Origin of the sequence: Candidatus Thalassolituus haligoni (assembly GCF_041222825.1) — a bacterium.
Taxonomy (GTDB): Bacteria; Pseudomonadota; Gammaproteobacteria; order Pseudomonadales; family Oceanobacteraceae; genus Oceanobacter; species Oceanobacter antarcticus.
Genome location: NZ_CP139482.1, coordinates 724500 through 750479 on the forward strand (window position 1 = coordinate 724500; position 25980 = coordinate 750479).

A 25980-nucleotide genomic window follows, 5' to 3' on the forward strand; every position below is an offset into this window, starting at 1 on the left:
GGAGAGAAATTGATGCAATTAACGCCAATATCGTATTGTGGCTGCCGCTGTGCTGTGGCGGATTACGTTGGACGGGTCTATTTCTGGCCGCCGCCGTTATAAATATTGTCAGAAATTTGACAGTTGGCGGTTTATTTACGAATGGATAATTGGCTGGTGATGGTATTGCCGTGTCGATATCCCGCCGTCAACTGGACGCGGATGGCCGCTGGTGGTGATATTTGCGAATTATTCTCCGTGTTTTTATTTTAAATTATTCTTAGAAACCAAATTTAAATGAAAAAATATTCACCCCGTGACTCTTATTCAGGCTCGCTTCCCGGTTCATGCCAGAAATTATCTTCGCCAGGCTGGTTTGATACCCACTGTCATTTTGATTTTCCGGCATTTAATCCAGATCGGCGAGCGGTATGGCAGCACTGCGAAACACTGGGTATCTCCGGTTTGATTGTGCCAGGTGTCTGCCGCGAGCAAGGCGAACGTCTGGCATCGTTCTGCGCTGGGCAGCCATGGTTTTTTGCACTGGGGTTACATCCCTGTTTTAGCGAGCGGCACCGTATGGCCGATCTCGACTGGCTGGAGCAGGTATTATCTACGTCAGAATGTGTCGCGGTGGGGGAGTTTGGCCTGCATTTTAGCCGCCCTGTCGATCTGGCGGTGCGTCAGCAACAGCGCCAGCTGTTTGATGCGCAAATACAGTTGGCGCAACAGTACAAACTGCCGGTTATTTTGCACGGCGTGGGAGCGCACGATGAGATTATCCAGGCGTTGCGACTGGCCCGGTTTGACGGTGGTGGTGTCGTGCATGCCTTCAGTGGCAGTGAACAGCAGGCGCGGCAATACCTGGATCTGGGTTTTTGTCTGGGTCTGGGAGGATTGTTACTGCGGCCTAATGCCCATCGCTTGCGCCGCACGGTTCAACAGCTGCCGCTGGAAGCCTGGTTGCTGGAAACCGATGCACCGGATATGACGCCCGCGATCGCGGCGTCGCGGCGCAACTCGCCCGTTTTCCTGCCGTTGGTGGGGGTGGCACTGGCGCGGATCAAACAGCTGACTCCGGCAGCGCTGCAAGCCTGCCAGGCCGATAGTATTCGCAAGCTATTCTTCCCCTTGTCAGACCATCCTATATAACAGAAAGCTGAGAATGGCCTTCAATACCGTACATTCTGGAATGGATGTCACTCGAAAGTATGATTAAAGCCTGGATGTTGTTTTTGGTAACAAGCCAGAGTTGTTGCCTTTTGTAAGGTGAAATTGATCCCAGGTTACGCGCTCATTATTCTTCCCGGTTGAGATAACAATAAAAATTATGTGGTTGAACATTCAACTGCGGCAACACCGGGTAGGCAAAAAGACATGAAAATAATCAGTGCTGCTTTTTTGATGATAAGCGCGGCAATGTCGTCCTGGGCGGAATTACCTGCCAGCGAGATTGAACGATTACACCAGGATTTAACCCCATTGGGTGCCGAGCGTGCCGGTAATGGTAAAGCGATACCGGCCTGGACGGGGGGCTTGCCACAGGACAAAGGCCCCTGGGAAAGCGGATTTCATCCTGACCCTTATGCCGGAGAACAGGCCTTATTTCGTATTGAAGCCAGTAACCTGGAAGCACATAAGGCGCAATTGACCGAAGGACAGCGCCAGCTGCTGATGCGGTTTCCGGATATGTACCTGAATGTGTATCCGAGTCATCGTTCTGCGTCTTACCCGGATTATGTTTACGAGGCGATCAGAACCAACGCTGCTACCGCCAAATTGTTGCCTTATGGATCGGGTGTCATCGGCGCAGTCATGAGTTCGCCCTTTCCGATCCCCGCCAATGGACTGGAAGTGCTCTGGAACCATACGCTCAGATTTCGGGGCCAGACGGTATCCTACGAAGCGGTCAGCTCACTGATAACGGCGTCGGGCCAGCGGATGGATACCCTGCGGGAGTACAACTACTACTTCAAATACAGCGAGTCTGGCCTCCAGCCATCGGCGCTGGATAACAAGGTGTTTCTGTTAACGCGGGAGACTTTGGCCCCGGCGCACCAGGCGGGCAGCCTGACGCTGGTACATGAAACGCTGGATCAGATGCGCTCGCCCCGTAAATCCTGGATTTATACGCCGGGTGCCCGGCGCTTGCGTCGTACTCCAGATCTGGCGCACGACACACCGGATGTGAACAGTCAGTCACTCCGTACCATTGACCAGGTCGATATGTATAACGGTGCGCCGGATTATTACGACTGGACATTGATCGGCAAACAGGAAATCTATATTCCCTACAATGCTTATCCGGTGCATCAGGGGAACCTGCGACTGGACGATATATTACAAAAACACCATCTGAATCCGGCCTTGTTGCGCTATGAGCTGCACCGTGTGTGGGTGATTGAAGCCAATTTGCGGGTAGGGTTCAGTCATCGTTACAGCAAGCGCCGCTATTACCTGGATGAAGACTCCTGGTCGATTGTGTATGCCGAAGAATACGATCATCACGGGTTACTGGTGCAGGTGACAGAAGGCCATCTGATCAACTATTACGACCTGCAAATGATGATGACTACACTGGAAGTGACCTATGATTTTCCCTCCGGGCGTTATTATGTCGAAGGTCTGGATAACGAACGCGAACGCAGTTTCCGCTTCTTTGATACCGGTTTGAGTGAAAATGATTTTTCCACCAATGCCGTCCGCCGCCAGGCCAAACGCTGACAGGCTGATAACAGGCCGCTACACTGCGGCCTGATCTTTATGGATGTGCTCCGTTGGCTGTCTTTTTTTTGCTCACACCGATGTTCCGTTTGGTGCTCAGGTTGCTGCTGCCACAGTGGCAACGCCGCCGTTACCTGTTGCTTTATCCGTTGCTGTGGTTCTCCCTGACGGGGGGGCTGGTGTTGGCGGATGCCGAGCTGCCGGATAATTTTGCCGAGCTGTCGGACGATGTACAGTCCGTCATTCTGGAATTCATGTTTTTCCCGGAACAGGCCAACCAGGTCTGGGGTAACGATCTGGCGGTGTCGGGCGTTCGCTCGCTGGTGAAATACCTGGACGATTTCCATACCCAGGTACGCATCGACTTTGATGTGGGCACGATTCATATCGAAAGTCGCGGCAGTCACACACCGCTTCAAGCGCTGCGACATGCCATTGAAGCCACCTTGCTGACCCCCGCCGATCCTGCTGCTGTCGACTTGCTGACCGCAGCGGATTTCGGCCTGACGGGAACCCCCTTTCTGGCTGGCAAAGTACAAGATCAGGAAGGCAAATCGGTCGAGTTTCCCTGGCGTGCCCGGCGTTATGCCGAATATCTGGTGGCGCACCAGCTGCAACACACGGGCAGTCGCTACTGGGTTTCGATTCCCATGGTTCGGCAATTTCGTCAGGTCAGTGCACAGCAGTACGGTGAACTGGTGCATCAGGCAGCAAATCGTTATGGCATTCCTGCTGCCCTGATTCTGGCCATTATTGAAACCGAAAGCAGTTTTAACCCCTTTGCCGTCTCTCCTGTGGGGGCCTATGGTTTGATGCAGGTGATGAGTGGTACGGCGGGTCAGGACGTCTATGACAAAATCTATCAGCGCAGTGGTCGACCCGGTCGTGATGTGCTCTTTCGCCCAGAGCAGAACATTGATATCGGCACAGCGTATTTGTCTATTTTACGGGATCGCTATTTGCGCGGCATACAGGATGCCCAAAAGCAGCTCTACTGCATGATCGCATCCTATAACGGCGGTGCCGGTAATCTGTTGAAAACCTTTCATCGCGATCGTCAAAAAGCCATTGCCCGCATTAACGCCATGTCTGCCAATCAGGTTTATCGCACCATCCTGTCGAGTCATCCGAGCCAGGAATCGCGTAACTACCTTAAAAAAGTCTCAGCGGCACAGCAACGCTACGGCGGTGGGACGTGAATCCCCTTCATCCTCAGCCACCAGAGGCGCTGTTAGCGGGTCTGCAACAACATGCAGTCTGGGCTGACGCCGGACTGGCGCTGGTGCCGCTGGAGCATGATATTCGCCTCTGGCTACTGGCAGTGAATGAACAGCGGCTGTTTGATGCTACAGAGATTGCAGCCCTGTGGCGTTACATGCCCTATTGGGCATTTGCCTGGGCAGGGGGCAGGGCAATGTCATCCTTCCTGGTGAAACAGCCGCACCGGGTTGCAGGCAAACGGGTGCTGGATATCGGCTGTGGTGGAGGCATTGCAGCGCTGCAGGCAGCTCGTCAGGGGGCGAGTATGGTGGGGGTCTGTGATATTGATCCGCTGGCGACCCTGGCAGCACAGCACAACGCCAGCCTGAACGGCGTGGTCGTCGAGGTTGTTCGTGCCGGAGACTGGGGTGATTTTGATGTGTTTCTGGCGGGCGATCTGCTCTACGACCCGGCGAGTCACCCACTGTTAGCCGAGCTGCAGGCCAGTATTTCGGCAGGGCTGACGGCTGAACCCGCTGCTGCCCTGCGTCACTTCTTCCCGTCTTCAGCAGCTGCAGCCCAGGACTCCGGGCTATTTGCTACCTTACCGGCCATCGGTGATTTTGATCAGCAGGTTTTGATTGAAATCCACGCCATGCCACACTCGCCTTGATCTGGCTGTGATAATCTCGCGGCTTTAGAACAGCTATCAGAAAAAATAAACGGAGATTATTGTATGCGTCGTGTGATGACACTGGTTGCCATGCTGGCAACATCCCCGGCATGGGCCCTGACTGCGACAGAGCTGGATGTGTGGATTAACTCCATGCCACAGATACAAGGCTGGCTGGATCAGCATGAAGATGCCATGCCAAAAACCAGCGCTTCCATGGAACAAGGCATGGCCGCGATGTTTCAGGAAGGTATCAAAAGTCTGAAAACCTCAGGCCTCTACAGCGAGTTTGGTCGAAAGGTATCCGCTGCCGGGTTTGACAGCGTGGAACAATGGACAAGGGTAACAACCGAAGTCAGTCTGGGCATGCTGGCCGTGGAAATGAGTGAGCAGGGCGGCAGCCGTGATCAAGTAAAGCAACAACTGGCCCAGCTGCAACAAATGCGCAACGCCGGTGGCATGCCAGCAGAACAGCTGGATGCCATGGAAACCATGATGCGGGGCACGTTGAAAATGATGGATGAAATGGAAGCGGTAGATGCAGCCGACAAGACACTGGTGAGCGGCCGTATGGCGGAACTGCGTCAGTTAATGCAATAACGTAACGGCATCTGAGTGTGAGTGCCTGTTACCATAGCTACCATAGTGGTAACGCACTCTTATTCACCCTGACGTTGCAGCGACAGTCCGGCTGCAAACAAACCCAGCCGGGTGTCGGAGCGCGTCAGAGCGACGTTTTCGTCAGGTCAGTAAAACCCCATATTCGATTCCAGCGCCGACATGCTGGAAACCGCAGCGACGGCCTGATTGCGCCATTGACGCCGGAAGGCTGCCGGTGTTTGTCCGGTCCACTGTTTGAACGCCCGTTCGAAACCTCGGCGATCAGAAAATCCCAGCTCGTTGGCCAACTGTTGCACATCCTTGCTGGTACGCTTCAGCGCAGCGGCTGCCCGAACCAGACGACAGTGTTTGCTCAATTCTGAAAACTGGCTGCCTTCTTCCTGCAATCGTCGGGTCAGGGTTCGCGCACTGGTGCCCAACAAATCGGCGACAGCTTCCTTGGTCATCGGCAGACAGGTCGGCCAGTAATAAAGGATATGGCGTAATTTGCGACTGAATGGGCGTTCGGTGTCTTCCGAGCGCCAAGGCACTTCAGCACCTTCCAGCATGGTTTCCAGGAAAGGCATGGCCTTTTTCATCGACTTGTCGAGGTAGTCGCTGGAGAAACTGATCCAGTTACAGCTTTCGCCATAACGTACAGGCACCCCGAAGTAGCGGTCGAGTTGTTCCCGATAGTGTGGTGGTGGCTGCTGAAAGCCAATGCCGGTGATGTTGTAAAACCCGCTCCCCAGCCTGGAGCCGACGTCATGAATGCCAGCGGCAACCAGTTCGGCACGGGTTTGACGCGCATGCGGTGTTCCATCGCTAACATAAAACACGACTTTGACCGCCTGCTGCCCAATAAACACATCGGGGGGATGACTGTCGCTGATCAGCGGATAATAACGCCGCAGTTGTGACAGCGCATCGCGACCGGTGCGACATTCACTGAGCAAATAAGCCAGCAGTCGAAACCGTCGCCAATCCAGCCGGCTCCCCATCATGACGCCAATAGCAGGCGTTTTCAGAGACTGACCGGCCTGTTCGATGATGCGATCAAACACAGGCACAGGAAATTGTTGTTGGCTGTTACCCCAGTCCTGAGCCAGCTCAGGAAGCTCATCAGGACTTAATCCCCGCTCACGCATGAGCTGAAAAAGGGGGTGCAACGCCGCCGACGTCAATGTCGGAGTAAGATAAGCACTCATAAATAATGTCATTGTTGTTATTTTTGTTGCAGACAACGTATCACCGCCGCTGCTTTCAGACCAGCCCCCAAGAGTATTTTTTAATCAGTAGCGGATTTTGAACGGTAGATCCTGCTTTATTTGTGAACATGACTTGACAGTCGAGGGCGTCGTCCGTAATATATGCAACCTCTGACGCGGGATGGAGCAGTCTGGTAGCTCGTCGGGCTCATAACCCGAAGGTCGTAGGTTCGAATCCTGCTCCCGCAACCAATTTCCAACGTAGTGCGGTTTAGGTCAGAGAAGCAAGATGATGTCGCGGGATGGAGCAGTCTGGTAGCTCGTCGGGCTCATAACCCGAAGGTCGTAGGTTCGAATCCTGCTCCCGCAACCATTTCCAATTAAACCAGCCAAGTGCTGGTTTTTTTGTGCCTGAAATTCGCTCGTTCTCGTCGCCTCAACGTAAATACCTCTGGCTCTGAATCAAAAAACGTACGCCAAGCTGAATGATTTTAATCCCCACCGCTGTTTTTCGGTGAGCATCCGGGTTTGAACGATTATTACCCTGCGAGACAACCCCCACTGGTTGGGGGCAGAATAGACAGCAACCCCATGCAGGGAAGTGAATGGTACTGGTTCATGCCGCTTCCCTGTGCAGCCCAAGGAATCGCCTTCATGGCCCGCAAGCCCGCTAAAAAAGACGCCTCGAAAACCCAATCCTTTGAACAAACGCTCTGGGCCACCGCCGACAAACTGCGCGGTAGCGTTGAATCGTCAGAATACAAACACGTGGTGCTGTCGCTGATCTTCCTCAAATTCATCAGCGACAAATTCACTCAACGCAAGCAGCAACTGATAAACGAAGGACAGGGCGACTATGTCAACATGGTGGAGTTTTACACCATGACCAACACCTTCTACCTGCCGGAAAACAGCCGCTGGGAGTACATTGCCCAACACGCCAAGCAGGACGACATCGCGGTAAAAATCGACACCGCCCTGTACATCATCGAGAAAAACAACCCATCCCTGCGCGGTGCGCTGCCGGATAACTACTTCTCGCGCCTTGGCCTCGACGTCAGCAAGCTGGCGGCGCTGATCGACGGCATCAACAATATCGACACTATTGTTCAGGCTGTGGGGGCTGATGGTGAAGACAGTGCCGGCAGCGCAGCTCAAAAAGCCGCCAGCGAAGAAGACATCGTCGGTCGCGTTTACGAATACTTCCTCGGCAACTTCGCCGCCACTGAAGGCAAAGGCGGCGGCGAGTTTTACACCCCCAAATGCGTGGTTAACCTGCTGGCCGAAATGATCGAGCCGTATCATGGCAAAATCTATGACCCCTGCTGCGGCTCCGGCGGCATGTTTGTACAGTCGATCAAATTTGTTGAAAGCCATCAGGGCAACAAAAAAAACATCTCTATCTACGGTCAGGAACAAACCAGCACCACCTACAAGCTGGCCAAGATGAACCTGGCGATTCGTGGCATCAGCGCCAACCTCGGCGACGTGCCTGCCGACACCTTCTTTAAAGACCAGCACCCGGATTTAAAAGCCGACTTTATCATCGCCAACCCGCCGTTTAACCTGAAGGAATGGCGCGGCCCCGACGAACTCACCGACGACCCGCGCTGGGCCGGTTACGACACTCCGCCCACCGGCAACGCCAACTACGGCTGGATTTTGCACATGATCAGCAAGCTCAGCGACAACGGCGTCGCGGGCTTTGTACTGGCCAACGGCGCGATGAGCACCAACACCAAGGGCGAAGGTGAAATCCGCAAGCAGATCATTCACAACGACCTGGTCGACTGCATGATCGCGCTGCCCGGCCAACTGTTCTACACCACCCAGATTCCGGTGTGCCTGTGGTTTTTAACCAAGAATAAGAAAGAACAAACCTTCAGCGACGGCCGCAAACAACACCGCAACCGCCAGGGCGAAACCCTGTTTATCGACGCCCGCAATATGGGCAGCATGATCGACCGCACCCATAAAGAACTCACCGCCGAGGATATTGGCGCGATTGCACGGACGTATCATTTGTGGAGAGGGGAGCCGGTTGATTTGTCGGACGTCGGAAGTCGGACGTCGGACGCGAAATCGTCGGAAGTCGGAAGTCAGACGTCGGACGCAAACACCACTGCGTCAGATGCCAATTCGTCGGACGTCGGACGTCAGACGTCTGACGCTTATCAGGACGTTGCTGGTTTCTGCAAATCCGCCACTCTGGCCGACATCCAGGCCAACGACTACGTACTGACACCGGGCCGTTACGTAGGCGCGGCAGAAGTGGAAGACGACGGCGAGCTGTTTGAAGAAAAAATGCAGCAACTCACCCAAACCCTGTTTCAGCAGATGCGTGATGCGCAGGAGCTGGATGCAGTAATTAAACAGAACCTGAAGGGGCTGGGTTATGGGGAGTGAGTGGCGGAAGGTAAAACTCGAAGAAGTCGCCTCTGAAGTCACGGTTGGCTATGTTGGTTCTATGACGTCGGAGTACATAGAGTCAGGAGTTCCGTTTTTGAGATCAAAGAATGTTGATCCGTTTACTGTAAATCTGGATGACATCAAATACATATCTCCAGAGTTTAACGAAAAGTTAAAAAAATCCGCTCTTGCTCCCGGGGATGTCGTCATTGTTCGCACAGGGAAGCCAGGAACCTGTGCGGTTATTCCTGACTGGTTAGAGAGCGCGAATTGCTCTGACCTTGTGATTGTTCGATGTGGGCCGGAAATTAATAATCGTTTTCTCGCGTATTACGTCAATACGGTCGCTAGCAGCCATGTGAATGCTCACCTTGTTGGCGCTGTGCAGCAGCACTTCAATGTAGGTTCGGCAAAATTAATGGAATTGTCTTTGCCGTCATTGGAAGTTCAGGAGCAAATTGTTTCTATCCTCTCGGCTCTCGATAACAAAATCGCCCTGAACCGCCAGATCAACACCACTCTCGAATCCATGGCGCAGGCGTTGTTTAAAAGCTGGTTTGTCGATTTCGACCCCGTGATCGACAACGCCCTCGCCGCTGGTCATGACATTCCGGACGAGCTGCAAGCCCGCGCCGCCCGCCGCCGCGCTTTGCGTGGCAGTGACAGCGAGGGCGAGAGCAACGCCGAAACCCGCACACACCCACAAGGCCCGACACACCCCGCCGACGTGCAACAACACTTCCCCGACCGCTTTGTCTTTACCGAAGACATGGGCTGGGTGCCCGAAGGGTGGGAGGTGGTTACGTTGAAAGAAATGACCCAAAAAATTGGTAGTGGAGCAACTCCAAGAGGCGGTCAAAGTGTTTATCAAGAGTCAGGAATATCGTTGATTCGTAGCCAAAATATTTATGACTCAGATTTCGTCTGGGATGGACTGGCTTTTATCACTGATGAAGCAGCGTTGCAGTTAAAGAACGTTGAAGTCATGGAGGGTGATGTCCTGATTAACATTACGGGAGCCTCAATTCTTCGTACCTGCATCGTTGAGCCATCTGTTCTACCTGCCCGAGTAAATCAGCACGTAGCGATTATTCGCCCCAAGAGCGGTGTTCCATCTCGTTATTTACACCTGCATCTTTTGAATCAAAAAATCAAAAATCATCTGATGGCCCAAAATGCTGGAGCATCCAGAGAGGCTGTTACGAAAGGCCACCTGGAAGCAGTTCCTGTATTGCAGCCGGATTCAAAAGTTTTGAGCTTTTTTGAACGTTACACCGTAGGGATGACCGACAAGAGCTTAGCTTGTGGCGCAAGTAGTAAGACGCTAGTAGACCTCCGCGATTCCTTACTCCCCAAACTGCTTTCCGGCCAGATCACCATCCCCGATGCCGAGCAGGTCTTAGACGAGGTGCTGTAACCATGCTTGAAATCCAGACCCTTGACGATATTGCTGCCTTGCGTGAAAGCGCCGACATCGAATGTAAACTGGCCGCTGGCAAGGACGGCCAGGGTGAGCTGCCAAAGGATTTCTGGGGCAGTTACAGCGCCTTTGCCAATAGTGGTGGGGGCGATGTGTTACTGGGGCTGGAAGAGAAAAAGTCGCGCTTTTCGGTCGGTGGTATTCAGCAGCTTGGTCGGGTGCTGGATAACCTATGGAATCTGGTGAATAACCCACAGAAAGCCAGCGTCAACCTGCTGCGGGAGTCCGACGTCCGGGTCATTCCCCTTGAAGGCCAGAATATTATCCATATTCACGTGCCAGCGGCGGCACGCAAACAGCGCCCGGTGTATGTAGGTGGTAACCCGATAACGGGTACTTACAAGCGCAACCACAGCGGTGATTTTCTGTGCGACGAAGAAACGGTTCGTCGAATGATGGCGGAGCAGGTTGAAGACAGCCGCGACAATGAGATTCTGTTTGGCTTTGGGCTGGATGATCTCGATGCTGATACCTTTAAAGCCTACCGCCAGCTGTATGTCAGCTTGCAGCCAGACCACCCCTGGAATGAGGCTGACGCTCGCGTGTTTCTGCGCAATATCGGCGGCTGGCGTATGGATCGTGAGTCTGGCAAGGAAGGGCTGACCCGTGCCGGTTTGCTGATGTTTGGGCAGTTGCCGTCGATTCAGGAATGTTTCCCGAACTACATGCTGGATTATCAGGAACGCCCGCAAGCCACCACGGAAGCCCGCTGGATTGACCGGCTGACGCTGGATGGTAGCTGGCCGGGCAATCTGTTCGATTTTTATCGCAGGGTTATCAAAAAGCTCACCAGTGATCTGAAAGTGCCGTTTTCGCTGGAAGGTGATGTGAGGCAGGACAATACACTGGTGCATCAGGCGCTGCGTGAAGCCCTGATTAACACCCTGGTGCACGCCGATTACACCGGTCGGGCGTCGGTGCTGGTGGTCAAGCGGCCTGATATGTTTGGCTTTCGTAATCCAGGCTTGATGAGGGTGCCACAAGAGCAGGCAGTGCAGGGTGGTGACAGTGATTGTCGTAACCGATTGATTCACCAAATGTTCCGGTATGTCGGGCTGGGCGAACAGGCGGGCTCTGGTGTGCCAAAAATTTATCGTGGCTGGGACAGCCAGCACTGGCGAACGCCACTGCTGTATGAGAAAGATTCACCCTCAGAGCAGACGTTACTTGAATTGCGTATGCTCGATCTGTTACCGGAAGGTGTGGTCGAGAACCTCAAGGTTATGCTGGGCAAAGGCTTTGACGAACTCAGTCATCTGGAACGACTGATTTTGGCCACCGCGATGACTGAGCAAGTGGTCAGCCATGGCCGTATGGCTGAAATTACTACCGAACATGCCCACGATCTGACGCTGGCATTCCAGGCGCTGAGTAAAAAAGAGCTGCTGGTGGCTTATGGCCGTGGTCGGGGAACCGTTTACCGCTTGCCCGGAAACGATGGCCCAACGGCTGATCAGGTATTTGGTGAGCATGTGCCTGGGTCGGTTGCTATGTCTGAAGCTGGCGCTATGTCCGGAGCTAATGACGGTAGCTCCGGACATAACGAGCAGAGCTCTGGACATAACGAGCAGAGCTCCGGATATAGTCAGAGGGATAGTAATGGTTGTTTGCTGGTCGAGGGTTTAAGCCGACCTTTGATTGATCGGCTGGACCTGCTGGCTTCAGAACTGGGCAGATCGTTGGTGATTGATGCTTGGGATGCGCAGCAAAGCAGGCGATTACCTCCGGAGGCGATGGCAGAAATTGTTCTCGACCTTTGTAAAAAGCATTACCTGACCTTGCCGGTACTCTGCGAGCTACTCGTGAGAAAACCTGAATCGTTGCGTAAAAATACGCTTAAGCCATTGGTAGATAGCGGAAAGCTGGTGATGGCCTTTCCTGATACGCCGACCCATCCACGGCAGGCCTACACAGTGAATGTTCGACACTCGTCAACACTGGCTCAAAACGACAACCGATGATCACGATTCATTCCACCAAAAAACTGCTGGCCAAATTGCCGCTGAATGAACAGGGCTTGCTGCCAAAAGATCGCCGTTTCGATGAGGCGCAGCTTTACGACCGACCCGGAGCACGGGTCGACGACCGATAATGTGATTTCGTTGGCTGCGTTCAGAAAACGACAGTAATAATGGCAGCATAACGGCAGCCCTGGCCACGCGAACAACCTTGGGCTGGCAGCATCCTGCGGGGTTGGATTCGTGTCGGACTGATAAAGACGCGAAGCGGCTGACGTCGGCGTGTCGGCTGCAGTCTTGTCCGACCGACGGTGAGAGCCGGTTTTCCTGCAAAAGCGTTATGCTTTGCTGCTGTATATTTATACAGATTAAGCCAGAGGTAACACCATGAGCACACCCGAGCAAAGCAGTAAAGCCATTGAGATCTACCAAAGCAGCGATGGCCACACCCGGATTGAGGTGCGGCTGGCAGAGGAGTCTGTCTGGCTGAACCGTCAGCAGTTGGCCGAGCTGTTCGGGCGGGATGTAAAAACCATCGGCAAGCACATTGCCAATGTGTTCCGGGAGGGGGAGTTGAGCAGGGATTCAGTTGTCGCAAATTTTGCGACAACTGCCGATGACGGCAAAACCTATCAGGTCGAGCACTATAACCTGGATGTCATTATCTCGGTCGGCTATCGGGTTAAATCCCGGCAAGGCACCCAATTCCGTATCTGGGCCACTCAACGTCTGAAAGAGCTGCTGGTGCAGGGTTACACCCTGGATAAAACCCGCTTTGAGAAAAACGCCGTCGAGCTGGAGCAGGCGCTGGCCTTGATCCAGAAAGCCGCGCAAAGCCCGGAGTTGTCTGGCCCGGCGGGGCGTGGTCTGGTGGATATTGTCTCGCGCTATACCCAAACCTTTTTGTGGTTGCAGCGTTACGACGAAGGCTTGCTGGAAGAACCCGCCGGAGAAAACGGCGGCCAGTTACCCACCCCTGACGATGCCATGCAGGCGTTAGGTCAGCTCAAGCAATCGCTGATAGCGCGAGGCGAGGCCACCGAGCTATTCGCCAAAGTGCGGGAGCACGGGCTGGCGGGTATTTTCGGCAACCTTGACCAAACCGTCTTTGGCGAACCGGCTTATCCAACCGTCGAGAGTAAAGCCGCGCATTTGCTGTATTTTGTGGTAAAAAATCATCCGTTCGCCGACGGCAACAAACGCAGCGGCGCGTTTCTGTTTGTCGACTTTTTACACCGTAATGGCCGCTTGTTCAGTGCGGAAGGTTATCCGGTGATTAACGATACCGGCCTGGCGGCGTTAACCTTGCTGGTGGCCGAATCCGACCCGAAACAGAAAGAGACGCTGATTCGGCTGATTATGAATATGTTAAGCCTCAATCATTAAACGCAGCCTGGCTGCCATCAAAAAGGAATCAGGGATGAGCTTTACTGAAGCCAGGCTGGAACAGGCCATTATCGAATTGCTCGGGCAGCAGGGTTTTCCGCATATACCCGGCGGGTCGCTGGGCCGCTCGAAATCCGGGGTGCTGATCAAGGAGGATTTACGCGCTTATCTGGGCAAACGCTACGCCACCGAGCAGATCACTGCATCTGAAATCGACACCATTATCCATCAGCTGGAGAAGCTGCCCGCCGCCGATCTGTACGACAGCAACCGCACCATTCACCGTCGGGTGGCCGATGGTTTTTTGCTCAAGCGCGAGCCTGCCGCCGGGGATAAACAGCGCAGTAAAAAAGATCTGTATATCCAGCTAATTGACTATGCCGGGTTGCCCGAGCAGCGCGTGCCAGCAGAAGGCGAGGTAGAAACCCTGGCAGCCGCTGCGGTGAACGATCCACAAACCGCCTATGGCGACGGCAATATCTACAAGCTGGTCAACCAGCTGGAGATTGAGGGTAATGAACTGCGCAAACCGGACGCCATTTTGTATATCAATGGCCTGCCGCTGGTGGTGTTTGAATTTAAAAGCGCGATTCGTCCGGAAGCGACCATTCACGATGCCTGGGTGCAGCTGACCAGATATTACGCCCGCGATATTCCCGAACTCATGAAGTACAACGCCCTGTGTGTGATCAGCGATGGCGTCAACTCGCGTATGGGCTCGCTGTTTGCGCCCTACGAGTATTTCTACACCTGGCGCAAGATCACCGGCCACGAAACCATCGAGGCCGACGGCATCAGTGCGCTGCACACCATGATGCAGGGGCTGTTCGACAAAACCCGGCTGCGCGAGGTGATTCGTCATTTTGTGCTGTTCCCGGATGTGTCGAAGCGCGAGGACAAGATCGTCTGCCGCTATCCGCAGTTTTACGCCGCCACCCGTTTGTATCAGAACATTCTGGCGCACCGCAAAGTGCCGGATGGCCAGGGCGGGGTGCGTGGCGGAGACGGCAAGGGCGGCACTTACTTTGGTGCCACCGGCTGTGGCAAAAGCTTCACCATGCTGTTTTTAACCCGACTGCTGATGAAAAGCGTGGCCTTTGAAAGCCCGACCATTGTGCTGATTACCGACCGCACCGACCTCGATGATCAGCTGTCCGGCCAGTTTACCAACGCCAAAACCTACATTGGCGATAACACCGTGGTCAGCGTCGAAAGCCGCCAGCACCTGCGCGAGTTGCTGCAAGGGCGCAGCAGCGGCGGGGTGTTTCTGACCACCATTCACAAGTTCAGCGAAGACATCGAGCTGCTGACCAATCGCTGCAACGTGATCTGTATTTCCGACGAAGCCCACCGCAGCCAGATCAATCTGGATCAGAAGGTGCGCATCACCGAACAGGGCGTCAAACGTACTTATGGCTTTGCCAAATACCTGCACGACTCGCTGCCCAACGCCACGTATGTGGGTTTTACCGGTACACCGATCGACGCCACGCTGGATGTGTTCGGTGAGGTGATCGACAGCTATACCATGACCGAGTCGGTAAAAGACGAGATCACCGTGCGCATCGTCTACGAGGGCCGCGCCGCCAAGGTGGTGCTGGACAACAACAAGCTGCAAGAGATCGAGGCGTACTACAAGGAGTGCGCCGACGAAGGCAGCTCCGACTACGCCATCGAGGAAAGCAAAAAAGCCAGCGCCAATATGAACGTCATTCTCGGCGACCCCGACCGCATCCAGGCGCTGGCCAAAGACTTTGTTCACCACTATGAACAACGCATCGAAGAAGGCGCAACCCTGAAGGGTAAAGCCATGTTTGTGTGCAGCAGCCGCGAGATTGCCTACCGCTTCTGGCAGGAAGTGACCGACCTGCGCCCGCAATGGAACGAAATGCTGATTGCTGAAGAGAACGACAAGCTGTCGGAGAAGGAAAAACAGGACATCAAACCGATGGAACGGATCAAGATGATCATGACTCGTGGCAAGGATGACCCGGCAGCGCTTTATGAAATGCTCGGCACCAAGGAGTATCGCGAGATGCTCAGTCGCCAGTTCAAAAAGGCGGAATCCAATTTCAAAATTGCCATTGTGGTGGATATGTGGCTGACCGGCTTCGACGTGCCGTTCCTCGATACCATCTACATCGACAAACCAATCCAGCGCCATAACCTGATCCAGACCATCTCGCGGGTGAACCGCAAGTTTGAAGGCAAGGAGAAAGGCCTGGTGGTGGATTACATCGGCATCAAAAAGCAGATGAATCTGGCGCTGGCGCACTACAACAAGGCCGACCAGCAGAACATCGAAGAGATACAGCAGTCGGTGATTGTGGTGAAAGACCACCTCGACCTGCTGGGCAAGATTTTCCACAAGTTCGACACCACGCCGTACTTCAGCGGCAGCCCGCTGGAGCAGCTTAACTGCCTGAATATGGCCGCTGAGTTTGTGCAGATCACCGACAAGATCGAAAAGCGTTTTATGGCGCTGGTGAAACGCCTGAAAGCGGCGTTTGATATTTGCAGTGGCTCGGAATCCATCAACCAGGATGAACGTGACTGGATCCACTTCTATCTGGCGGTGCGCTCGATTGTGTTCAAACTCACTCGGGGGAACGCCCCGGACACCGCGAAGATGAACGCCCGCGTGCGCGAGATGATTGCCGAAGCGTTAAAAGCCGACGGCGTCGAAGAAATCTTCAAAATGGGCGAAAACCAGGGTGGCGAAGTCGACATCTTCGATGACGATTACCTGGCCAAGATCGAAAAGATCAAACTGCCTAACACCCGTATCAAGCTGCTGCAGCAACTGCTGGCCCGCGCCATTGAAGACTTCAAAAAGGTCAACAAAACCCAGGGCCTGAACTTCAGCGAGAAATTCCGCCAGTTGGTGGAAAACTACAACGAACGGAATGAAGACAGTGTGCTGGTGAGCGACGTGCTGGAAGACTTCTCCGACCAGATCGTTGATCTGCTGCAGGCGCTGAAAAAAGAGAAAGAATCGTTTGCTGATCTGGGCATTGATCTGGAAGAAAAAGCCTTCTACGACATCCTCAAAAAACTCGCGATCAAATACGACTTCACCTACCCGGAAGACAAACTGTTAACGTTGGCTCAAGCGGTAAAACAACTGGTTGATGACAAAGCCCAATTCACCGACTGGGATCAGCGAGAAGACATTAAAGCCGAACTCAAAGTGGGTTTGATTCTGCTACTGGCCAAACACGGCTATCCGCCTGTAGACAAGGACGAGGTGTACAAAGAAATATTCGAGCAAGCCGAGAACTTCAAGAAGTACCGGAAGGAGTCGCTATAGCCAAGTGGGAAGCGTGCTTGTAAACCCGATTCACATGGTAGTAGTAGCTGTAGCAGTGGTTGCATAGCAAGCAGTAGTGGTTTCACCGTGGATCCCCGGCAACCGGCACACTCTCGGTGTCATGATGTATTTATATTGCTAAGTCAAACGGCGGTCTTTTTGGGTGCCAGCGTGGGTCAGCAACCACTTGGTCTGACAGGTGCCACTGAATGGATACTCTGTTGTTGTGCAATAAGCAGATCAATCCTGTATCTGGACACGGGTTCTATTACAATAGCGCTTTTGCCTTGGTGTAGAGCTGCATGGACAAGATTCTGGTCAGGGGTGCACGCACTCACAACCTCAAAAACATCGATCTGGATATTCCCCGCGACAAGTTGGTGGTGATCACTGGCCTGAGTGGATCGGGCAAGTCCTCTTTGGCATTCGATACCCTTTATGCGGAAGGCCAGCGTCGTTACGTCGAATCCCTGTCTACCTATGCACGCCAGTTTCTGAGTGTGATGGAAAAGCCCGACGTTGACCTGATCGAGGGCTTGTCGCCGGCGATTTCTATTGAGCAAAAATCCACCTCGCACAATCCCCGTTCCACGGTGGGGACTGTCACTGAAATCTACGATTATTTACGCTTGTTGTTCGCTCGGGTGGGCACGCCGCGTTGCCCGGATCATGGCGTTGCCCTGGAGGCGCAAACGGTCAGTCAGATGGTTGATGGTATTCTGACGCTGGAGGAAGACAGCAAGCAGATGATCCTCGCGCCAGTGGTGCGTGACCGCAAGGGAGAACATGCGCATATCTTCGATAGCTTGCGCGCTCAGGGCTATGTGCGGGTACGTATTGATGGCCGTATCTACGATCTGGATGATACGCCGGATCTCGATAAACGGCGCAAGCACAGCATTGAAGTGGTGGTCGATCGTTTCAAGGTCAAGCCTGGTCTTGAGCAGCGTTTGTCTGAGTCCATCGAAACCTGCCTGGAGCTGAGCGGTGGTCTGGCGCTGGTGGCATCGATGGATGACGATGACGCGGCACCCCTGTTGTTTTCGTCACAATTTTCTTGTCCTCATTGTGGTTACAGCCTGTCTGAACTGGAGCCTCGGCTGTTTTCGTTTAATAACCCGGCCGGTGCCTGTACCACGTGTGATGGTCTGGGGGTCAAGCAGTTTTTTGATCCGGATCGGGTGATTGCCGATGCGAGTTTGTCGATTGGAGAGGGTGCCATTCGGGGTTGGGATCGCCGCAGTGTTTATTACTTTCAGATGTTATGTGCGGTGGCTGAGCATTATGGTTTCCAGCTGGATGTACCATTTTCGACGTTGAGTGTTCAGGCGCAGGAGCAACTGCTGTACGGCAGTGGTGATGAAGAGATCGGTTTTGTTTATGTGAACTCGCGCGGTGAGCAGATTCGCAAGCAGCATCCGTTTGAAGGGGTGTTGCCCAACCTGGATCGTCGTTATCACGAAACCGAATCACAATCGGTACGTGAGGAGCTGGCCAAATACCTGAGTGTGCAGCCTTGTCCGGCGTGTGCCGGTTCGCGTTTGCGGCAGGAAGCACGCAATGTGTTTATTGAAGATAAAAATATTCATGCCTGCACCAGTATGTCGATCGAGGATGCCCACGCTTATTTCACCAGCCTGGCGCTGGCAGGCAACAAAGGCGAAATTGCAGAAAAAATTCTCAAGGAAATTCGTGAACGTCTCAGTTTTCTGGTCAACGTCGGGCTGGAGTATCTGACCCTCAATCGCAGTTCCGATACCTTGTCCGGGGGGGAATCCCAGCGTATTCGCCTGGCTTCGCAGATTGGCGCTGGCCTGGTTGGCGTATTGTATATCCTGGATGAACCGTCCATTGGTTTGCACCAACGTGATAACGACCGTTTGCTGCAGACGTTGTTTCATTTGCGCGATCTGGGTAATACCGTGTTGGTGGTGGAGCATGACGAAGATGCGATTCGCAGTGCCGATTACCTGATTGATATTGGTCCTGGTGCCGGAGTGCATGGCGGACAGGTTATTGCCCAGGGCACACCAGAGCAGGTGGCTGCGGATCCGAACTCGGTGACGGGGGAATATCTGTCCGGTGTCCGTGCCATCCAGGTGCCCGATATCCGCACACCGTATCCGAAGGGCAAGGAGCTGAAACTCAAGGGCGCACGGGGTAACAACCTCAATAACGTCGACCTGACTATTCCGTTGGGGTTGATGACCTGTGTGACCGGGGTGTCGGGGTCGGGTAAATCGACGTTGATCAACCGCACCCTGTATCCGCTGGCAGCCACGGCTTTAAATGGCGCAACGACGCTGAAAGCCTCTGAGCACGACAGCGTGCATGGCATGGGGCTGCTCGACAAGGTGGTGGATATTGACCAGAGTCCGATTGGTCGTACACCGCGCTCCAATCCCGCGACTTATACTGGCATTTTTACTCCAGTCCGTGAGTTGTTTGCGGGCACTCAGGAAGCCCGTTCCCGTGGTTACAAGGCCGGACGTTTTTCCTTTAACGTCAAGGGCGGGCGTTGTGAGGCCTGTCAGGGTGATGGCGTCATCAAGGTGGAGATGCACTTCCTGGCAGATATTTATGTGCCTTGCGATATTTGCCATAGCAAACGCTATAACCGCGAAACCCTGGATATTCGCTACAAGGGCAAAAACATCCACGAAGTGCTGGATATGACGGTTGAAGATGCCCGCGAATTTTTTGATCCGATTCCGGCGGTGGCGCGCAAGCTGCAAACCCTGATGGACGTCGGGCTGAGTTACATTCGTTTGGGACAAGCGGCGACGACGCTGTCAGGTGGTGAAGCACAGCGGGTCAAGCTGGCGAAAGAGCTGTCGAAGCGGGATACCGGCAAAACCCTGTACATACTGGACGAGCCAACGACCGGGTTGCATTTCCATGATATTGAACAGTTGTTGGAGGTGCTGCACCGGTTGCGCGACCACGGCAATACTGTGGTGGTGATTGAACATAACCTGGATGTGATCAAAACCGCTGACTGGGTAGTCGACCTCGGGCCAGAGGGCGGTTCCAAGGGCGGTTATATTATTGCTGAAGGTACTCCAGAAGCGATTGCGGCAGCTGAGCAGTCCTATACCGGCCGCTTCCTCAAGCCGTTGCTGGAAGTGGCGAAACAGCGGCAGCGCTGATGTCGGGCCGGACAATCTGTCACCAGTGCGACCGGCCAACCAGTGTGTGTTTGTGTGACGCGCTGGTGCACACGTTGGCACCGCTGGAGCTGGTGATCTGGCAGGATCCGGATGAGGCTCGTCACCGTTTATCTACCGCACCACTGTTGCATAAAAGCATCACTAACAGTCGTCTGGTGGTGGCGGATCAATACGATCCAGTCAAGTTGCTGGGGCCAGGCTGGCGTCAGAACACCGTCTTGCTATTCCCGTTGGAGCACAAGCCCGAGTGTCCGGTCGAACAGGCGCGTCAGTGTCAGCAGCTGCTGATACTGGACGGCACCTGGCGCAAGGTGCGACGCTTGTTGTTGCTGAATCCCTGGTTGAAAGAATTACCCCATCTACAACTCACGCCAGCCGAACTCAGTCGTTACCGTCCGATTCGCAAATCGCCTCGTCCTGATGGCTTGTCCACGCTGGAAGCGGCGGTGGCCGGACTGAACCGGCTGGTGGCTTCGTCGGAGTTTGATGCGGTCGCGGGGGTGCTCGACCGGTTGGTTGAGTTGCAGTTACAGTCACAGTCACAGAGCCAGGCCCGTCAGGTGAAGTGAACCCAGGCTGGCTGGCAATTATCGTCCTGGTAATTATCGTCCTGACCGTAATCCCTGCGGCTGCTCAGACTTGCTCTGTCATATTGGCAATATGCAATATCTGACGATCAATCAGCGTCCGGCTGTTTTCTGGCAGGGCGGTGAGCCAGAAGTTGGCTTGTTCGTTACCTTGTAAATCCGCCACCATTGGGCCTTCTTCCCATTCCAGCCCGTATTCGGGTGGCAGCTCACCAAGCAGTGTTTGGCTGGCCAGCAGGCGGTGTTCTTCACTGCGGCGGGCCAGATGCGATGCCCAATAGAGGGTGTCGCCAATCAGGCTGTAATGACTTTCGTCACCTTGCTCAAGTGGTGCCAGTAATACCGGCCCCCAGTGGGCGGCAGCACGGAAACTGATGGCGGCCAGATGGGGATTTTTTTGCCGAGCATACTGCATCAGTCCCAGACACAGTTGGGCTGCGTAGACGCAGTGCAGGGTGTCGCGTTCATTCTCATCGTTGAGGCCAAAAATCATCACGATGCCATCACCCTGATAGCGATCCAGTTTGCCGTTATACAGTTTGGCCGCCTGGTTCAATAACCGATGGTACTCGCCCAGAGCCTGGGCCAGCTCTTCGGCACTGAGGCGTGATTGCAGCACATCCAGTTCGCTAATTTCGATGTAGATCAGCGCACAGCGCTGGTAGGTCGTGGCCTTGACCGGCACTTTGTTGTCGTTATAGAGAAACTTGCCAAGTGCTTTTTCCAATGCCAGGCGTTGTCGTTCCTGCTCGCGGATGTTGCCCAACTCGGTATGAAGTTGATCAAACTCGGTCACCGGGGGGGGCGGGGGCGGTAACTGCAGCGGCTCGTCGTCGTGCCAGCCTTGCAAGGTACGGGACAGTTTTCGCAAGTAGTTGGCTACCCGTTCGGCCAGAAAATAGCTGATCAGACCTGCCAACATGGCGCTTAGCCCGGTAGCAATCAACGCCAGCGACAGATAACGGCCGCTGTCGCGGTGGGCAGCGGCGAGGTTGATGTCGGCCTGGATGACACCGACCACCTGGTCGTCCTGAGTGATTGAGCGGCTGATATTGATGCGGTTATCGAGGGTTTTGCCGATTTCGGCAATCACTTGGCCGTCGGTATCCAGTACTCTCAACGCGCTGATTTCCTCACCTCGTTGCCACTCCGCCAGCGCCAGGTTGAGACTGATGCGGTCTTGCTGGATCAGGCTGTGGGCCAGGGTCAGTGCCAGCCGTTGGGTCTGCCTGGTGGCATCCTGCTGCAGCCGCCGCTCGAGCTGGTCGCTGAGGTTGTTATAGGTCAGGAATGTAATCAGCAGTCCAAGTAGCAGTACTTGGGTGGCACCTGCAAGGCCGCAGATCTGGCTGAAAGGAAAACTTCTGGTCAACTTAACCTGCATCTGGTTCGCCATTAGGGTGTTGAAATCCGGGGTCTGACTGGTGATCTGGTACGACCATACCGGTTTGCGGCATAACTGACGTGCGCAACGCTGGAAATTATTCGCCGTCGGCAATCAGTACCATCGCAGTGATAGTCAGAGTTGTCTGAGGTGGTATTATAGGCGCCGCCCGATATATGGCCAGAACCGAGCGGCAGTGATGCCAATTCCGTCGGGCATCGGACGACCAATACTGAACCCAAGAGGAACCGCCATGAGCGACGTTAAGCAGTCTCTGCAAGAAAAACTGGAACAGCTGGAAAAAGGCCTGTTTCTGATGAGTGTTGACCGTATCCGTGCACTGTCTACTCATGAAACTACCGATCTGATTGAAGACCTGCGCTCTGTCGTGGCTGCAGCCAAGACCGATCTGGGTAAGCTGTAAACTGACAACCGCCTGAGGGCAACAGGAACGCATTGTGACCGAATTGGTTCTTATCCGGGTAACCGGTGCCGATAAACCCGGCCTGACTGCCAGTATCAGCGCGATTCTGGCCCAGTATGGTGTCACCATACTGGATATCGGTCAGGCTGAAATTCACGATACCTTGTCTTTGGGTATTCTGGCAGCGATTCCTGACAACGCAGAATCCGCTCCGGTATTAAAAGATGTGTTGTTCAAAGCACACGAACTGGGGCTTTCTATCCGTTTTACACCGGTCACCGCCGAGAGTTACGCGCACTGGGTGGCTGGTCAGGGCAAGTCCCGTCATATCATCACCCTGCTGGCCCGTACGATCGAGGCCGATGCCATTGCCCGTGTTACCGCGATTGTGGCGGAACACGGACTGAATATTGACCAGATCAGCCGTCTGTCTGGGCGGGTGCCACTGGATCAGGCCGCCAGCAGTAACGACAATACCCGTGCCTGTGTTGAGTTTTCGGTACGCGGCGAAGCTGATCAGAGTGAGTTGCGCGCCCGCTTTCTGGAGGTAGCCAACGAGCTGGGTGTCGATGTCGCCTTCCAGGCTGATGATGTTTATCGTCGTACGCGGCGCTTGGTGGCTTTTGATATGGATTCGACTCTGATCGAAGCGGAAGTCATCGACGAGCTGGCTCGTGCCGCCGGAGTCGGGGATCAGGTGGCAGCCATTACTGAGCGGGCGATGTTGGGCGAACTGGATTTCAAACAAAGTTTTGCCGAACGCATGGCGCTGTTGCGGGGGCTGGATGCCAGTGTGCTGGAAGGCATTGCCGAGCGACTGCCGATTACCGAAGGTGCCGAGCGGTTGATTTATAACCTGCGGGCACTGGGGTATAAAACCGCTATTCTGTCCGGTGGTTTCAACTACTTTGGTCGTTATCTGCAGCAACGTCTGGGTATTGATTATGTGTTTGCCAACGAGCTGGAGATGGAGGACGGTGTGGTTACCGGCCGTGTCATCGAGCCGGTGGTTGATGGCCAGCGCAAGGCAGAATTGCTGCGAGAGTTGGCCGCCAAGGAGGGTATTCGCCTGGAGCAGACCATTGCCGTGGGAGACGGTGCCAACGATCTGCCGATGCTGAGTATTGCTGGCTTGGGCATTGCGTTTCGTGCCAAGCCGCTGGTGCGTGAAAATGCCCGTCACTCTATTTCAACCCTGGGTCTGGACGGCATTCTGTATCTGCTGGGGTATCGCGACCGGGATATTGCCGAGCCGCCGTGTACTACTGCTGGCCAGCGGTAGACTGAATGGGTTTTCGGCAGCTCTGATCAGAAGCTGCTTTCTTCCTCGAAGTTGTAGTTCATGCTGTCTTGAGGTGCCTGCACGTAGTCACCCTGAATAAAATGGACGCCCATTTGCCACAGTGTGGCCAGCATGGATGCACTCTCCACCATGGGAATGATGGTCTTCTTTTCCGCTTCGTGCAGTTCTTTCAACAAGGCTTGCAGCTGTTGCTGGTTTTCCTGATTCTGATTCAGTTCGCTGGTATAGGAACCATCGATCTTGACGTACTCTACGGCGAGATGCTGCAGATTACGCAGTGGATTAAGGGAGCAGCCAAAACGATTGAGGGCCGTGGTGATACCACGAGAATTCAGTGATTCGACAAATTGCTGTGCCTGTTTCAGTACCTTGGTGGCGTTGTCTTCCGACAGTTGCATCACCAACGAGCCTTTGGGCAGGCGTGCAGCGCGCATGGCAACACCAATCCAGTTGGGCAGGCTGTCATCCTGAATTGATGGTGCTGCCAGATTCACAAAGACGCGGGTGTCATGGCCTTGCTGACGATGTTCTCCCAGGCGTTTGACGGTATTCAGCAATACCCAGCGGTCTACCTTGCGCTTCAGGGCGTCACTGATATCCGGGTTGTTCATCAGTTCACCGGCGGTGGCATCGCGGCCACCGGGCAGATTCAGTCGTATCAGAGCTTCATAATGTTCGATGTCATCACCGCGCAAACTGATCATCGGCTGGAATAGCAACTGGAAGCTGTTCTGGCGCAAGGCTTCTGTAATGGCTTCTTCAAGGCTTATGTCACTTGGGGCCACACTGTGTGGTGCGCTGGGAACAAACAGCATGACGCCATTGCCATTGGCGTGATCAGCTTGCTGGTGCACCTGTTCACACGCGGTATGGGCATTTTGCAGCACGTCTTCGGGACGGGAACAGGTGTCGTTAATTAACGCAACGCCTACGCTCACGGTCGCGGTGATCGTGCGGTCGCCAATATCGATCAGCAGGGTTTCAACGTGATTCCGCAGTCGTTCTGCGAACTCCATGGCCTGATCGGCGTTATAACCGGTGAGAATGGTGGCAAAAATATCTTCGCTGATACGGGCCAGGCTGTGAGTGGTACCAATTTCTTTTTTGAGCGACTGGGATAACTCAGACAAAACCGTGTCTGCCCGGCTGATACCAACGTCACTTTTGATTTTGCCAAAACCATCAAGATTGAGGTAAAGCGTGGCTCCGTGGCTGCCTCCCAGGACGGCGTTATCGACTGCAATTTCCAGCTGGGCCATAAAATAGGGCTTGTTGTACAGCCCGGTCATCATGTCGAGATTACTGACTTCGCGCAGCTTTGCTTCGAGGGCGGTATTTTTTTCGTTGGAGCGAATGGTGACCTGGGTGCAGCGTTCTTCGGCATACGTTGCTGGTGAAAAGCGCATCAACATGGGAAATAACTGCCCCTGACCATCAACACCAATGGTGTTGAGCTCTTCCAGTTTGTGGGGGCCAGTCATGTATTTTTTGAGGAAATTCTTGAATTCAGCCTGGCCCGAGCTGTCGACCATGTCCATCAGCGGCATGCCTTCGAGCTCGTCGACGGATGCGTAGCCAAACATGCCCAGATAAGAAGGGTTGGCAAAAATATGCATGCCGTCGTGGACGTAGGCTACTGCATCACGAGAACTTTCAAGCAGCGCCTGAGAGCGTTTTTCGGCGTCCCTTAACCGGACTTCAAGGGAGCGCAGCTCCCGGCGGTTTTTCAGGTGGCGTAATTCACGCTGCAGGGCGAGCACCAGTAAATTGGTTTCATCCATGGGAACCATGGTGCACACGCCACGCTTGAGCGCGTTTTCCATGGCAATCAGGTCTATTTCCCGACTGATCAGAATGATCGGCAGATCCTTGTTCAGACGCCGGATCTGATCTTGTAATGCCTGATAGTTAATGCCGTTTACTTCTTCTTCGGCAATGAGCAGATCCCAGGATTTTTGTTCCAGCTGTTCGTTAAAGTCTTCCAGCGAGGTAATTTGATGAGCGCGGGTCGCATTGCCTGAGTTCCGCAACAGACTGACAATTCCTTCTGCGTCATTCTGGGATTCGGTATGAATCAGCAGGTGTAGCGTCTCTTGGTTGCTCGCCATTGCTCGGTTTACTCAGTCGTATTCTTGGATGATCTGACGTTGTTTGTCTAATTGTACCCAAAGTTGGTCAATAAAGC

General features: G+C 54.0%; 18 protein-coding genes and 2 tRNA genes. 17 read left to right on the top strand and 3 right to left on the bottom strand.

What is annotated here, in order from left to right; all coding sequences use genetic code 11:
- The first annotated feature begins 276 nt into the window (after window positions 1–276).
- The 5 genes from SOJ49_RS03260 (at window position 277) to SOJ49_RS03280 (ending at window position 5176) form a co-directional block, all read left to right on the top strand.
- Window positions 277–1131 (top strand): TatD family hydrolase, encoded by an 855-nt coding sequence (locus tag SOJ49_RS03260; RefSeq protein WP_369856799.1) that lies wholly within the window; start codon window positions 277–279, stop codon window positions 1129–1131.
- A 225-nt stretch (window positions 1132–1356) separates the two neighbouring features.
- On the top strand, window positions 1357–2703 hold the full coding sequence (locus SOJ49_RS03265; protein WP_369856800.1) for a DUF1329 domain-containing protein: 1347 nt from the start codon (window positions 1357–1359) through the stop codon (window positions 2701–2703).
- Window positions 2704–2756: 53 nt separating this feature from the next.
- Window positions 2757–3902, top strand: coding sequence for a murein transglycosylase domain-containing protein (locus SOJ49_RS03270; RefSeq protein WP_369856801.1), 1146 nt, complete (start codon window positions 2757–2759; stop codon window positions 3900–3902).
- Window positions 3899–4576 carry a methyltransferase gene (locus SOJ49_RS03275; RefSeq protein ID WP_369856802.1) on the top strand — a complete coding sequence of 226 codons (678 nt, stop codon included), beginning with the start codon at window positions 3899–3901 and terminating at the stop codon, window positions 4574–4576. Before SOJ49_RS03270 ends, SOJ49_RS03275 begins: the two co-directional genes overlap by 4 nt.
- A gap of 63 nt (window positions 4577–4639) precedes the next feature.
- Window positions 4640–5176 (top strand): hypothetical protein, encoded by a 537-nt coding sequence (locus SOJ49_RS03280; RefSeq protein ID WP_369856803.1) that lies wholly within the window; start codon window positions 4640–4642, stop codon window positions 5174–5176.
- 146 nt (window positions 5177–5322) lie between these two features.
- On the opposite strand, the gene SOJ49_RS03285 is transcribed toward SOJ49_RS03280, so the two are convergent.
- Window positions 5323–6384, bottom strand: a complete 1062-nt coding sequence (locus SOJ49_RS03285) for an AraC family transcriptional regulator ligand-binding domain-containing protein (protein WP_369856804.1) — start codon at window positions 6382–6384, stop codon at window positions 5323–5325.
- Between the two features lie 175 nt (window positions 6385–6559).
- Between SOJ49_RS03285 and SOJ49_RS03290 the strand changes: the two genes are divergently transcribed.
- The 10 genes from SOJ49_RS03290 to SOJ49_RS03335 all read left to right on the top strand — a co-directional run bounded on the left by SOJ49_RS03290 (window position 6560) and on the right by SOJ49_RS03335 (window position 20666).
- Window positions 6560–6636, top strand: a tRNA-Met gene (locus SOJ49_RS03290).
- Between the two features lie 44 nt (window positions 6637–6680).
- A tRNA-Met gene (locus SOJ49_RS03295) sits at window positions 6681–6757 on the top strand.
- A 281-nt stretch (window positions 6758–7038) separates the two neighbouring features.
- The gene (locus tag SOJ49_RS03300) at window positions 7039–8790 is read left to right on the top strand and encodes an N-6 DNA methylase (protein WP_369856805.1); all 1752 of its coding nucleotides are present in this window, start codon (window positions 7039–7041) and stop codon (window positions 8788–8790) included.
- The gene (locus tag SOJ49_RS03305; protein WP_369856806.1) at window positions 8780–10210 is read left to right on the top strand and encodes a restriction endonuclease subunit S; all 1431 of its coding nucleotides are present in this window, start codon (window positions 8780–8782) and stop codon (window positions 10208–10210) included. The genes SOJ49_RS03300 and SOJ49_RS03305 overlap by 11 nt, the downstream gene beginning before the upstream one ends.
- 2 nt (window positions 10211–10212) lie before the next feature.
- On the top strand, window positions 10213–12234 hold the full coding sequence (locus tag SOJ49_RS03310; protein ID WP_369856807.1) for an ATP-binding protein: 2022 nt from the start codon (window positions 10213–10215) through the stop codon (window positions 12232–12234).
- On the top strand, window positions 12231–12365 hold the full coding sequence (locus SOJ49_RS03315) for a hypothetical protein (RefSeq protein WP_369856808.1): 135 nt from the start codon (window positions 12231–12233) through the stop codon (window positions 12363–12365). The genes SOJ49_RS03310 and SOJ49_RS03315 overlap by 4 nt, the downstream gene beginning before the upstream one ends.
- 253 nt (window positions 12366–12618) lie before the next feature.
- Entirely contained in the window at window positions 12619–13617 is a 999-nt protein-coding gene (rhuM, locus tag SOJ49_RS03320) for a RhuM family protein (protein ID WP_369856809.1), read from the top strand.
- Window positions 13618–13651: 34 nt separating this feature from the next.
- Window positions 13652–16927 carry a type I restriction endonuclease subunit R gene (locus SOJ49_RS03325; protein ID WP_369856810.1) on the top strand — a complete coding sequence of 1092 codons (3276 nt, stop codon included), beginning with the start codon at window positions 13652–13654 and terminating at the stop codon, window positions 16925–16927.
- 302 nt (window positions 16928–17229) lie between these two features.
- The gene (gene uvrA / locus SOJ49_RS03330; RefSeq protein ID WP_369856811.1) at window positions 17230–20076 is read left to right on the top strand and encodes an excinuclease ABC subunit UvrA; all 2847 of its coding nucleotides are present in this window, start codon (window positions 17230–17232) and stop codon (window positions 20074–20076) included.
- Window positions 20076–20666, top strand: a complete 591-nt coding sequence (locus SOJ49_RS03335; RefSeq protein ID WP_369856812.1) for a tRNA-uridine aminocarboxypropyltransferase — start codon at window positions 20076–20078, stop codon at window positions 20664–20666. The genes uvrA and SOJ49_RS03335 overlap by 1 nt, the downstream gene beginning before the upstream one ends.
- Window positions 20667–20730: 64 nt before the next feature.
- Here SOJ49_RS03335 and SOJ49_RS03340 read toward each other — a convergent pair whose 3' ends face one another.
- Window positions 20731–22068, bottom strand: coding sequence for an adenylate/guanylate cyclase domain-containing protein (locus SOJ49_RS03340; protein ID WP_369856813.1), 1338 nt, complete (start codon window positions 22066–22068; stop codon window positions 20731–20733).
- A gap of 253 nt (window positions 22069–22321) precedes the next feature.
- On the opposite strand from SOJ49_RS03340, the gene SOJ49_RS03345 reads away from it, so the two are divergent.
- Together SOJ49_RS03345 and serB are read left to right on the top strand one after the other, a co-directional pair.
- On the top strand, window positions 22322–22492 hold the full coding sequence (locus SOJ49_RS03345; RefSeq protein ID WP_369856814.1) for a hypothetical protein: 171 nt from the start codon (window positions 22322–22324) through the stop codon (window positions 22490–22492).
- Between the two features lie 34 nt (window positions 22493–22526).
- Window positions 22527–23774, top strand: coding sequence for a phosphoserine phosphatase SerB (gene serB, locus SOJ49_RS03350; RefSeq protein ID WP_369856815.1), 1248 nt, complete (start codon window positions 22527–22529; stop codon window positions 23772–23774).
- A gap of 26 nt (window positions 23775–23800) precedes the next feature.
- Here the strand turns inward: serB and SOJ49_RS03355 are convergent, their stop codons facing one another.
- Window positions 23801–25903, bottom strand: coding sequence for an EAL domain-containing protein (locus SOJ49_RS03355; protein ID WP_369856816.1), 2103 nt, complete (start codon window positions 25901–25903; stop codon window positions 23801–23803).
- Window positions 25904–25980: the final 77 nt, after the last annotated feature.